This is a genomic window from Streptomyces sp. NPDC051677 (assembly GCF_044453465.1).
In the GTDB taxonomy this organism is placed as follows: domain Bacteria; phylum Actinomycetota; class Actinomycetes; order Streptomycetales; family Streptomycetaceae; genus Streptomyces.
This window is the reverse complement of the sequence record NZ_JBITCT010000027.1, coordinates 1-12,168: the sequence shown is the minus strand read 5'-3', so window position 1 is coordinate 12,168 and position 12,168 is coordinate 1. Positions and strand designations below refer to the sequence as shown.

General features: G+C 66.6%; 11 protein-coding genes. All 11 read right to left on the bottom strand.

The window, feature by feature from the left end:
- Nucleotides 1–37: 37 nt before the first annotated feature.
- Nucleotides 38–463: a hypothetical protein gene (locus tag ACIBAF_RS28395; protein WP_399466735.1), complete on the bottom strand. Its 426-nt coding sequence runs from the start codon at nucleotides 461–463 to the stop codon at nucleotides 38–40.
- Between the two features lie 798 nt (nucleotides 464–1,261).
- Nucleotides 1,262–1,528: a hypothetical protein gene (locus ACIBAF_RS28390; protein WP_399466734.1), complete on the bottom strand. Its 267-nt coding sequence runs from the start codon at nucleotides 1,526–1,528 to the stop codon at nucleotides 1,262–1,264.
- Nucleotides 1,525–2,766, bottom strand: coding sequence for a formylglycine-generating enzyme family protein (locus ACIBAF_RS28385; RefSeq protein WP_399466733.1), 1,242 nt, complete (start codon nucleotides 2,764–2,766; stop codon nucleotides 1,525–1,527). Before ACIBAF_RS28385 ends, ACIBAF_RS28390 begins: the two co-directional genes overlap by 4 nt.
- Nucleotides 2,691–4,178, bottom strand: a complete 1,488-nt coding sequence (locus ACIBAF_RS28380; protein WP_399466732.1) for a hypothetical protein — start codon at nucleotides 4,176–4,178, stop codon at nucleotides 2,691–2,693. Before ACIBAF_RS28380 ends, ACIBAF_RS28385 begins: the two co-directional genes overlap by 76 nt.
- Complete coding sequence (locus ACIBAF_RS28375) at nucleotides 4,175–4,936, bottom strand: class I SAM-dependent methyltransferase (protein WP_399466730.1); 762 nt, start codon at nucleotides 4,934–4,936, stop codon at nucleotides 4,175–4,177. The genes ACIBAF_RS28380 and ACIBAF_RS28375 overlap by 4 nt, the downstream gene beginning before the upstream one ends.
- Before the next feature lie 259 nt (nucleotides 4,937–5,195).
- The gene (locus tag ACIBAF_RS28370) at nucleotides 5,196–5,750 is read right to left on the bottom strand and encodes a hypothetical protein (RefSeq protein WP_399466728.1); all 555 of its coding nucleotides are present in this window, start codon (nucleotides 5,748–5,750) and stop codon (nucleotides 5,196–5,198) included.
- On the bottom strand, nucleotides 5,747–7,570 hold the full coding sequence (locus tag ACIBAF_RS28365; RefSeq protein WP_399466726.1) for an alpha/beta hydrolase: 1,824 nt from the start codon (nucleotides 7,568–7,570) through the stop codon (nucleotides 5,747–5,749). The genes ACIBAF_RS28370 and ACIBAF_RS28365 overlap by 4 nt, the downstream gene beginning before the upstream one ends.
- A gap of 8 nt (nucleotides 7,571–7,578) precedes the next feature.
- Entirely contained in the window at nucleotides 7,579–8,046 is a 468-nt protein-coding gene (locus ACIBAF_RS28360) for a hypothetical protein (protein WP_399466725.1), read from the bottom strand.
- A 147-nt stretch (nucleotides 8,047–8,193) separates the two neighbouring features.
- Nucleotides 8,194–9,555 (bottom strand): type VII secretion-associated serine protease mycosin, encoded by a 1,362-nt coding sequence (gene mycP / locus ACIBAF_RS28355; RefSeq protein WP_399466724.1) that lies wholly within the window; start codon nucleotides 9,553–9,555, stop codon nucleotides 8,194–8,196.
- A 29-nt stretch (nucleotides 9,556–9,584) separates the two neighbouring features.
- Nucleotides 9,585–11,165, bottom strand: coding sequence for a translation initiation factor IF-2 (locus tag ACIBAF_RS28350; RefSeq protein ID WP_399466722.1), 1,581 nt, complete (start codon nucleotides 11,163–11,165; stop codon nucleotides 9,585–9,587).
- Nucleotides 11,165–11,596, bottom strand: coding sequence for a hypothetical protein (locus tag ACIBAF_RS28345; RefSeq protein WP_399466721.1), 432 nt, complete (start codon nucleotides 11,594–11,596; stop codon nucleotides 11,165–11,167). Before ACIBAF_RS28345 ends, ACIBAF_RS28350 begins: the two co-directional genes overlap by 1 nt.
- Between the last annotated feature and the right edge of the window lie 572 nt (nucleotides 11,597–12,168).

Here is a 12,168-nt window from a genome sequence, read left to right as displayed (position 1 = left end):
CGCGGCCGGACCGCAGCGGAATTCCCGATCGCAGCTATTACGCCTTGCCACCCCCGCCCCGCAGGGATGACAGAACCAGGCGCCCATACCGTGTGGTGAGGGCTGCGGCTGTGGCGGCGACCGACAGCCCGAGCGAGATGAGCAGGTGAGTCGTGGAGTGGTCATCGAGGACTTGCAGGATACTGAGGGCGGTGCCGAGTGGCAGGCCGAGAATGGTGAGGACGCCCAGGGCCCCGCTGATCTGCTGGCTCTCCTGGGTCTGCACGAGCCTGCTGTAGTCGGCTGCTTCGGCCAGGATTTCGTCGAAACGGGCGGACAGCCGGTGCTGGTTCTGGAAGGCGAGGAGCAGATCGTTGGCTGCGCCGTGTGCCGTGAGGTGCTGTCGCCAGTAGGTGCTGCGGAAGACGGCGATGTTCCGCTCCAGCGTGGCGACGCGACGCGCGATCCGAGAGGAGTTGAACACCTCGGAGAGTTCGTCGGTGAGCTCGTCGATGTGATCGCGCTGGAGCGAGCCGAGGAGCAGGGCGTCGAGGTAGACGGTACGGGAGTGCAGCGGCCCCTTGGCGCAGCACCAGGGCGCTCCAGTCTGCTGAGATCCTGACGGTGTCCTTGAGCTGTTCGCCGACAGTCTCCGGAGGCAGAGGAAAGTCCTCCGGTGTGGAGCGTGAGGCCAATTGCCACAGCCATTGGCCCGCGCTTGCGGGCAGTGCCCCGTCGCCGCCTTCTCTGAGAGCGGGGGTGTGCCGCGCCGTGGGGGTCATGAAGGCGATGGTGTAGGGCCGGGCTATGGCGAACGGCGTGTCGGGGTCGCGGACGGCGGCAACGCCGGCGAGAAGTCCGGCTGGGTCGAAGGGCCCGGTGAGCAGCTCGCCGGTGGGGTTCGGCCGACGTCCGGCGAGGGCCCGCAGAACGGGAAGCAGCGGTCTTTCCACACTGAAGTGCAGGACGACGAGGGCGTGTTCGGGATTCCGGGCGGTGGCCGCGCGGAGAAGCTCCATGCCCAGCAGGTGCAGCCCGTCGTTCTTGACGTCCAGCGGCAGGTGCCAGCGGCGCGGTCGTCCGGGTGCCCCGTACAGTGCCCGGGCGGAGGCGGGGGCGAAGTAGGTGGACCGGGTCCGGGCGTCGGTACGGCGGCTGCCCAGCTCGAACGGGAAGGGGCCTTCAGACCAGCCGGGAACGCGGAGCAGCCGCACCGGCAGGACGACGGTCAGCTCCTGGCGCGCCCCTGTTACGTTCTCGAGCAGTGGGACTGCAGGAGTGTTCACCGGTAGTACTCGGCTGGGTCGGGCTGGTCGAGGCGAATGACGAACTCCGCCCGGTCAGGGCTCTCGGCACTTACATGAAAGCGAACGCGTTCGCCCGTCCGGATGGTGCGGAATCCCTCGGTCACGATCTGCCGGTAGTCGAAGCCGTAGTACCGCTCGTCCTCGTCGTCGCGGACGATGTAGGAGCCGAGCGCGCCACTCAGCCCGCCGCCACTTGGGCGCCTGTCCACGATGGTTCCGTGACGCGGCCCGCCGATGCTCATGCCGTCGCCCCCTCTGACCCGGGTGTGTCGAGGTCCTGCACACACCGGAAACCGACCGCGTTACTTCCGCCGCGCTTCCGGTAGATGCCCTTGCTGCTGGTCTGCACCGCACGCATCGGGTTGTCGTAGCTGCCACCGCAGATGACCGCCTCGCCGGGGTCGTCCAGGCTGGTGGATGTCCACTCCCAGCAGTTGCCCACCATGTCGAGGATGCCGAACGGGGAGCAGTTGCCCGGCCGTTCATCGGCAGGTGTCGCCCCTGCCCGCCGGACAGCGTCGCCTGCGAAGTCCTGGTACCACGCTTGATACGTCACGACAGGTCGGCCGACCCACCTGTCCGCACAGTTGACGCGGGCGGTGTCAGGCGTGTCGCCCCAGGGAAAAAGACGCCCATCAGTGCCACGCGCCGCGGCCTCCCACTCAAGGGAGGTCGGTAGCCGCTTTCCCTCGAACGCGGCGAAGGCATATGCGCTCCACCAGTTGACGCAGATGGCAAGGTGGGCGTCGTAGCGCGGATTGTCGTAGTAGTCGGGCTGCCGCAGCCGATCGGTCCAGGGGCGGTGTGTGACATCGGCCGGCTGGTCGGGATGGTCCCACTGCGAGGTGCCGTCCGGGTCGAGGGCGTTGAGGAAGCGACGGTAGCGTGCGACGGTTACGGCATGGCGGTCGAAGCGCACGGGGCGCCCGACGCGGCGGATCAGCAGCCGTTCGGCCGGACCGACCACGTACGCCCCGGCGGGCAGCACGCAGTCGTCGGCCTCCCGGCTGCGGCGCATACCGGCGAGGAATGCGCGCACCTGCTCAGTCAGGAAGGCATCCCCGGGGAGCTCCGCCGCCCGGTCCCGGTTCGCCGGGTCGGCAAGAAACCTGGCAGCCAGCAGTTCCTGGTACGCCGTGTGCACGAAGGCGACGTGCTCGGGCCCGGCGGGCCGCAGCATCGGAGCGAGGACACACGCGCCGAGATCGAGGCGACCGTCCGTGAACGCGTCGCCCCCCAGCTGCCGGTGGATGTCGAGGAGGGAGAACACAGTGCGGTCGGTGAGGAAAGCGTGTCCGAATGCGGAGGGCAGCCGCTGCTCCAGCTCGGGCCGGCCACGCACAGCCAGCGTCCGCTCGATGTGCGCGCCGAGGATGTCCGCGAGCGGCTGCCCCGGAGGGAGGTTCAGCGCCGTGGTGAGGCGCGTCTCAAGTGGGGTTGCCTCGGGTTCGGCCAGGCGTACGACATGGAAGTGCGGCACTCGTGACGGGTCGACGCCGTTCGCGTACTCTGCTCGACCAACTGCTCGGAGCGGCCCGCGCCGCTGTCCAGCAGCTGACGTACCTGGGGCGAGTCCGCGAGGAAGGCCACCCGTGAACTCATGACCACGGCTGACTCGGCGGACAGGACAGCCGCGAGATCGGTGAAGAGCCGCAGGAAACCAGCCGGACTCGATTCGTCGACGCCCTCGTCGACGGCGTCCAGCACGCACAGCGCGGTCCCCGAACGGATGAGGTAGAGGAAGAGCTCATAAGCGCGCGAGCGGTCCGCCGTCATGGCCGGCGCGAGAAGACGGGCCGCGTACTCGGAGAACGGTTCGTCCTTCGGCTTGAGGCCAAGGTCGAAGTAGAAGCGGAAGCGACGGATCTCAGGGTTGACGGCGAGCGAGCGCAGGAGCGTGCTCTTGCCGCTCCCCGGACGCCCAGTGACCAGGACGTTCGCGCTGCCACGCGCAATCCTCGTCAGGAGCTCCGCCGCGTCGCCGGACTGCTCCATCCTCGGCTCGCCGGTACGCGGGTCGGTGGTCAGCACCGCGGCGGCGACAGCCGATCTCGCCTCCTCCGGGCTGCCGGCGCAGGTGAGATCGGCGAGGTGGGCGTCGAGACTGACTAGGGTGTCGACGAAGCCGTCGTAACGCACGATCCGGAAGTCCAGCCCCAGCATGGAATGGAGGGCGCCGGGTGCCGCACCTCCGTCGTCGTCCAGGACGACGAACCGGGTGAGCTTGGGCAGCCGGGTACGCAACAGCTCCCCACCGCTGGAGGCCAGGACGGTACTCAGGTCGTCGGCGTCCCTGGAGAGCATCAACTCCACGTACTCCAGCCGCATCCCCGCCTCGCGGCAGAACAGCTGGTACACCGTGTCCGGGCTGAGGACGAACCGCTTCGCCTGCCGGTAGCCGAGAGTGACGTACAGCCCGGCCAGGAACTCGCAACGGCGCGCCACCTCGGGCGCCATGTCGGGCTCGCCCCCGAGAAGGGCCGCACTCCCGGTATGGGTGAACCAGACCAGCACGTCGACAAGCCTGCGGACCGCCAGCAACCCGTCCTCGTCGCTGATGTCGTACCCGTCGTGCGTGGACCGGTTGCGGAGCCGTCGGATATCGTCGAGCGCATCCAGAACCGTGCTGCTGCGGATGTACGGACGGCAGCGCTTGACCAGGTCGTTCAGGGCCTTCGTCGACGGGTCGCCCTCGACGCCATGGTGGCGCCACAGCTCCTTGAGCAGCTTCTCGGTCAGCTTCCCGACCAGGGCGACCGCGTTCTCGGGATAGCCGTCGTTGAGGGACCGTAACGGCCGCTCCAGATCAAGCCCCAGCCGATCGGCGATCCGCGAGTGGTCGTCGAGTTCACTCCGCAGGCGCCGCAGCCGTTCATCGACCATGGTGCTCACTCGAACTCCCCACCTCGCCGACCGAGGACGAACGCGAACCGGTCCGGAAACACCAGTACAGGCTCCGGATGAGCGACTCGCATCTCCTCGATGCCCTTCTCGATCTCGCTGTCGCTGAACGTGGAGAGCAGAGACATGTAGCGGGCTCGCACCATGCCGAGGTACTTGTCCCGGTCGATGCGCAGCTCATGCTCGACATAGCTGAGACCGGCCTTCAGCCCGGCAGCTCGCAAGTGCCCCTCGATGACGGCCGGGTCCGGCTGCAGCTCCTCGAAGCGCGCGAGGGCCGCCTCGAACAGCGGGTACTGGATAGTGGCCGGAAGCATCACCACCAGCAGCCGCCCTCCGGGCGCCAGCCGGTCGGCCAAGCCGCGAAGCGTGTGCGCCGGATCGGCTACATGGTGCACCGACTCCTTCAGCCACATCGCATCGAGCTGCTCGTACGGCAGACGCGCACGTCCTTCGGCGACGTCCTCGGCAGAAGCAACGATCGGCGTCAGGTCGGCCGGAGGCGGCGCCCCGAGCTGACAGAGCATCGCCTCGGAAGGGTCGACGCACAAGATGGGATGGCGAGGCTTGAGCTGCTGGGCCACTTCCCTGGCGAACAGGCCCGTGCCGGAGCCGATGTCAGCGATCCGGTCCGTCTCACCGAGCCTCAGCGTCTCGACGATCCGGCCTGACATCCAGGGAACGTAGCCCGGATCGTAGACCCAGTGCTCGTCGTACTCGCCTGCCAACTCTTCGTAGTGCCCGCGCACATCGCGCCCCTCCACGATCCCCCTCGCGTGTCGCCGGTTGTGCCGTACAGGGCACAGGACAGGCTATCGCGAGTACTTGATCGACAACAGGCTGTAATCGGACGCGGACGTGCCCAGTGCGACGAAGTGTCACGAACGCGCTCGTCCTGGCCAGTTCACCCGTCGGGTCTTCACTCAAAGCGAGCCACCGACACTCTGTGCCTCTCACAGCCGAGCAGCCTCAAGATTCCGCCGAACTCTTGGCTTCCGGACGCGTGCGTCAGCTCGAGAGGAGCTCGTCGCTCGACCAGAACGTCGACTTCACGTTCGGCGCCGGCAACTCCTGCTTTGAGTAGTCGGGGCCGTTCGGCTTGCTGGTCGGCTGAGCAACCTCGGACTCCTCCACGCACGGGGTGGTAACACTCAGGTGTGCTTGGCCATTGGGCCCGATCAGAACTTCGAGCTGGAAGCTGTCCTGCGTCTTGAAGTGGGCCACGAGCCCGTTCGGACTCGTGGCGACAAGCTTGTAGCCCTTGCTCTTCCAGTGGCGTTCCAGCACGCCGAGAAAGCTGCCACGCCGCTCGGCAGAGATGATCGTCATGACGGCACGATCGCGGTCTACATAGCAGTCACCCGGCATGGAGTACCTATGTGTCCACTCAACGGGAGGCTTGATGGCCGCAAACGCCTCGTCCAGGATCTTATCCGCCCTATCAGCGGCCTCTTGCAGGTTCATCTTCGATTGGCTTTCCTTACTTGAGGACGCGGAATCCGTCGTGCCGCATCCGGCAAGAAACAGTGCCACTACTGCGGCCACTGCAACCCTTTCCCTCATCGCGGCGTCTCCCTTATGACGTATTCCGGATGCCCTGCAACAATGGCGCCGATGTTTTGCGCAGAGACCCTATCCTTTCCTTCTTCCGGAGAGAAGTAATTACTGTGGGCCTCGATATCCAATTTCGAATCCAACACGTTGGGGAAGGACGGCTGAACAAGCTCCGGTCCGGGCATGGTCTCGAATCTGTTGGCGCCGAACGCTTTGCTCGCCGGATCCTTGCCGAACCAGATGTCGTCGTCACCCTGGTCAGCGACCTCTCCTCCGAGGTACGCACCAGCCGGCCCTCCCCCGAAGAATCCCATGGTTCCTGCCACAGCTTCCTTTTTCGATGGGAGCTTGGTGACGATGTCGTTCTCAGCCGCGCCCACCCAGACATGCTCCTTTCCCACCCCCAGGTCCGCCGCCTTGTCAACTCCGACGCCGGGACTTCCGACGAGAATGATGTCATCAGCGCCCGGAATCCCTCCCGCCTCCTGCGTGGCGCCCCCAACCAGCCGAGAACCATAGGAATGTCCGATGGCGGTGATGTGAGGATCGACATTCTCATTGGTTGCCGAAATTCCACTCATGAAGCTGTTGTAGGCCGGGGCGCCTCGCTCAGCGTCGGTGGCAGTCATCACATCGAGCGACTGAGGGGCATCGTAGCCGAGCCATACGATCGACGATGAGGATGGATCGAACTTCTGGGCTTCCATAGCCGTATAGTAGGCGCGCTTCACTGTACCGTCGGCAAATTCAGAGTTGAGTTTGGTGCCCAAGCCAGGTGCATAAGCCGAGACGTTCTTTGAGGTGTCAGGGTTCCCGTAGGCAACGATCGCCCTCCCGTTCCCTTCGAGACCAACGCCCAGGAGGAACATTGGTGGCTGGCTTCCCGCGTTGAGCTTGGTCTGGATACCTTTCAGTCCTTCGAGCTTCTCTTTGGACGCTGCGTCGTGCTCGCCCTCCAATTGTGCGATGAGCAGGTGGATATTCTCCCGGTTCGCCTCGTCCCGGACCGTTGACGGGACCCCGTCCAAGTTGCCGATGATTTCCGGGAAGGCCGTCTTGTACTCCTCGCGCTCCTCGTCACTGAGGCTGTCCCACCACTCCTTGCGGTCGGCGGGCGACTTGTCCAACGGGATATGGTCCTGAAGATACTCAGTGGCCGCTGAACTCACAGCATCGACATCGGATGCCACGTCCGCCCATGTCTTTGCGTCGACGTTCAGCCCCGGCACCGCCTTGAGCTTGTTCAGCGCCTTGCTGTACCGATCATCGATCTCCTGGGCTTCCCGCACGGCGTGGGCAATGCGGTCGGCGATGTCCACGGCTTTGGTGTGATGCGGATTCGGGTTCTTGAGCTGAGGGTTGTTCGGCACCAGCCCCGGTGATTGAAATCCTGTGTCGTTGCCGGTGATCAGGCCGTTGTTGCCCAGGACTGTGCCACCGGGAATCGGCTCACCGGTGAGCTCGTTCTCACCGCCGGCGGGATACGTGATGGTGCCGTCCGTGTTGACGGTGTATCCCAGCGCCGCCGCATCGTCCAGTGCCTCAGTCAGACGCCGCTTGGGAGCGGTGATCTCGGACGAGAAGCCGTCGAGAGCTCCAGTGATCAGTCCGCACTCGACCTGGGTGTAGTGGAGGTTCTCCGACAGCTTCCGCAGCTGCTTGAGTGCCGCGTCCGCGGCCTCACCCTCGTTGGCCTTCTGCATGGCCGCGGTGATCTGCTTGTCGATGCGGTCCATGGCCGCATCGGCCATACCGCTCATCGCGCGGTACCCGTCCGCTGCCTCCGCGTACTCGGTCGGCTTGAGGGCCTGGAGAGTCAGGTGGTCCATGCGTCCGGTCACCGCCCCTTGACCAGGACGTCGGCGGGCGGGTCCCCGTAGTAGTCGGTCCTCAGCTTGGCAATCTCGGCCTCGATGGCCTCGTCAGTCCGTAGCTGGTCGTTGCCCGCTTTCTCCAGCACGCCGGCAAGCCCGTCGCACACCTCGCCCACGTCCTTGACGTAGCGCTTCCAGGAGTCGTAGACATCCTGCTGAGCTGCCGCGGTCAGGCACCCGGTTCCCTTCCCGAGTCCCGTCTGGCCCAACTCCATCTTCACCCACGCCTTGTCGAGGTCCCCCCGTAACGACCCGACGTCTTCCCCCGCCTTGGTCCACGCCGCCTTGTCGGACCTCAGTTTGAGGACACCGCCGGCACTGGCACCGGAGCTGGTGGCGCCCTGGTCGGCGGGCAGTTGGTTGAGCTGCATTTGCGTGGTGTGCCGTTCGGCGGCTGCGGCCTTGAGCTGCTCCCATTCCTCCCACGCCATGCGCGGTCCCTCCCCGTGTCTTGGTCGTGCGTCACCGAGCGAATGTGAACCTGTGACCGCAGCGTTGTCGTGGCCGAGACGTACCGTAACGCCCCTACATCTCGTGCCCCATCCGTATCGGCCACCATGACGTCTGAGTATCTGTACTCAGGTGGCGCCCGGTCCTCGATCGGATGGTGCGCTGTCCGATGTTCCCGGAGGCGTGTGCGAATGCGGCGTGAACCCTATTGGCGCACGGGTGAGTTGATCGGCGGCGGGCGTGGAGGTCGGGAGGGCAGCCGAACGTGCCCGACGCCTACGGACGACAGCAAAGACCGCGATTGCGGCTCCAAGGAGTACGACAGCTCCGGTGCCCACCGCGACCCAGAGGGTGCTGCCCTCCGTAGCCGCGGATGCCGTCGCGACGGAGTCGTCGTCCTTTACCGGAGCATCGGTGCCTGCGGTCTCCGAGGTCTGGGGGGACGGTGATTTCGATGCGGCAGCTGCGAGATCGGGGAGCGGGTACGCGTCGGCGGGTCCCGGGTCACCGGGGTCTTGCAGGGCAACGCGGGGGCGGACGATGCCGTAGCCGATGGAGTCGTTGCGCTCGGCGCCATCGGTGGGGGTGCCGACGGTGTTGAGCATGACTCGCAGGATCTGGTTGTTGGTCCAGCTCGGGTGCTCGGCCCAGATCAGGGCGGCGCTGGCGGAGGCGAGGGCGGTGGCGTCGCTGGTGCCGTGGCCCCGGCACAGCCCGGTTTCGCTGTCACAGGCGTGCACCATGTCCTCGCCCGGGGCGGCCATGTCCACCTGCGGCCCGTGCTCCGACTCGGCGGTCCTGCGCAGATCCTTGCCCACAGCCGCCACGCCGACCACTCCCGGCGTGGCGGCCGGGTACATCACCTCGTTGGCCCCGCCTCCGTTGTTCCCGACGCCGGCGAAGATCAGCGATCCCTTGCCGAGTGCGTACTTCACCGCTGCGGTCAGCTGCGGTGAGCCTTCCGTAGCCGCCTGGGAGATGTTGATGACCTTCGTACCTTTGTCGGCGGCGTAGCGGATCGCCGGTGCGACTGCCTTGTTGAAACGTTCCTCGGCCTCAGCCAGGTTGGCTGCCGTGTCCGCATTGGGCAGACGGATCGGGAGAATCTTCGCGCCGGGGGCCAGTCCGAAGGCGCCGTTGCCGCCGCCGTACGCGCCGGTTCCGGCAATCAGGCCGGCCATGCCAGTGCCGTGGCCCTCATAGTCGGTGTGTTCATCGCCGGGCTGGTCCGGTGCAAGGTCCTTGCCCGGCAGGACGCGCCCCTTCAGGTCGGGGTTGTCGGGGTTCACGCCGGTGTCGATTACGGCCACCGTGACGCCCTCGCCGGTGCTGGTCTGCCACATCTGCTCGGCCTTCATCGCGTCGAGGAACCACTGCTCCTCGCGGGTCGACTCCGCGTGGGCCGGCGTGCCTGCGGCGGTCACCAGCAGCAGGCCGAGAACCGCCGATGCAGCGGCATAGTGGCCCCTGTGTCGAGTGCCGGTGCGCATGAACTTCGCTGTCTCCGTTCCTGGATACGTCAGTCAACAACCGGCGGCACGGCGCGGCGGCAACCGTGCCGCCAGGTCTCTTCGTCCTCGACGGCGAGGCGCGGTCGTCCGTTCCTGCTGCCAGGGCTGGTGGGGGAAGTCGGCTGGGGTGCATGGGCACCACCAACGCCCTGACCCTGCCTTGGGCTCGCCACGCCGGACGCGCCGCCCATGACTCCGCGGCCCGCCAAGCCGGAACCACCCGCCGTACCTGAGCTGCTGGGTCCGGACGACACCGTTCCCGCACGCCCGGGCTGCTGTGGACGGCCGCTTCCCGCAGCGTCGTTCGGGACCGGACGGCCACCGATGATCCCACCATTCGAGAACTGGGGACGACGGCCGGGAACCAGGTTCTGCTGGCCCACCACGCGTCCCGCTGGACTTGACGTGCCAGCGGCCGGGCCCATCGGGCCGCGCGGGGCCGCGCTCTCCCCGCCTACGACCGTGCCGCGCGGGATGGCCCCGGCCGGCCTGCCCGTGGGCGGCGTGACAGGGCGGCCGCCGACGATGCCGTGACTGCTGCCGACAGCACTGGGACCACTCGGCATTCGCACGGGATTCGGCGTCGGGCCTTGGCCGGTTTGGGACGGCATCCGGACCATGCCAGGTGCCCGCCCCTGCACCGCCGGCGTGTTGACCGGAGCGCTGGCTCTGCTGCCGAACACCAGCGGAGCCATGCCGGTCTGCGGAGTCGCTCCGCCATGAACCAGTTCCGGGCCGGGCTGGCCGAATGCCGCGACCGACGGAGACGGCAAACTCTGAGGCAACGTGGCCACAGAGTCGACACCCATCCGAGTGGGCTGCTCCACTTCCACCGGCGTGTGGTGCGCGAATGATTCCACCTCAGGGGACTGCCTCAGGTCCGGAGCACCAGCGGAACCCTCTCGGCCTTGCGTCGGGTGTGCGGAGGAGATGGTGCTGGAGACGGAGGCGCTCGTCACTGAACTGCCGGGGCGGGTCTCTGTGTCGTCGTAGCCGATCGAGCGGCTGTCCGTCGGCACAAACGCCTTGGGCGGTGGCGGAAACTTCGGCCGCTCCAACGCATCCATCTGTGTGGCCGACCACGCATACGTCTGCCCCAGCTTCCGCATCTGCGCCGCCGCCTGCTGGCGCACCTCCTCCTTGTGCGCCGCCAGCGCCGCTAGCTCACTCGCGGACTTGGCCCCCACTGCTGCCGCGTCTGGATCGTTGCGTGCGGAGCGCGCCGCGTCCAGATTCGCCTGCGCGCTCTCGGCATCCCGAGGGATCGACGCCTGCGCCTGTGCGATTGCTCCGGACGTCTCGCCCAGCCATTTCGCAGCGCCCTCGCTGAAATCTCCCAGCCTCAGCGTGGAGTTGGCCAGGTCGTCGGCCCAGGTACGGAAGGCGTCCGCGCCCTCGCCCTTCCACTCCACCCACTGCGGACGGACCTTCAGTTCCTCGGCGATCTTCCGGATCTCCTCCGTCGCTGCCACCAGCCGGTCGGCGGCGGCCTGCACGGTCCCCGAGTTCGCCTGATCCAGCCAAGCCAGCATCTGCTCGTGGCTCATGTCCTCGAAGGACGTACCGCCACCGGTCTCTTTGCCGGACATCAGATCGAGCCTCCCGCGTCGCCGCTCACCGATGCCTGGCCACCACCGCTCGTCTGGTTCTGCTGCGGAAGCCCGGGATGGTAACTACTGCCGTAGTGCTCGGTGGTCTCCGCGCTGATCGCGGCCATGCGGTCGCGGATGTCCAGGTCGATGTTCTGGTAGCCCTTGTGCGAGGCCAGCACGGCGATGCCCATGCCCTCCATGGAGTCCGACAACAGCTTCGACAGCGTCTCCAGCTCGCTGATCACCGTCCCGTACGCCGTGAACAGCCCGGCTGCCTCCGCCCACGCCCCGTCGCCGCCACCAAGTTGATGGCGTACGAGCTGCTCCTGCCCGATCTTGTTCGGCCCTGCGTCTGATCCCTTCAGGTCACGGATCAGTTCGTCGACGCGCGTCCGGAACTTCGTGAACGACGACAACTCTGTGGCCATGTCAGCCTGCGCCCCGACAGCGTCCCGCGTTGCTTCGAACGCACTGGGCAACCACGACGCCCCCGACGCGGACCCGCCGTCGCTCAGCAACACAGCGCCTCCCCCTGCCGCCAGAACAATCGAACACCCGAAGCCGTACCTGTAACTCTAACTACCGGCAGTGACATTCCGCAGTCACCCTGTCGCGAGGAGCGATCGAGATCAGGCCACATGCGCTTATCACTTGCCCGCGCCCAGGTTCGGCTCGTAGAGCATGAGCCCACCCAACACCGAAGCACGACCAAGTGCATGAGCACTTGTACTCAGATGGAGCGGGACACCCGCTCCGAATGGCCGATAAAAAACCGTGGGTGGCGCAGAGCCGCCCCTTGACCAGGTGTGGGACAGCTGACCCGCTGCGGTATCCGGCACGCCGAGGCATTCGGGCCCGGCTGGCATCCGCGCCAGGAGAGACCAACCGCCGAATGAGATGAGCTGTTAACCTCGCGCTTTCATGAGGTGGGCTGTCCGGCAGGCGGTCAGGAAAGCAGAAAGTGCCTCTGACCAGCGAGAATGAGGATTGTCTAGGTCCT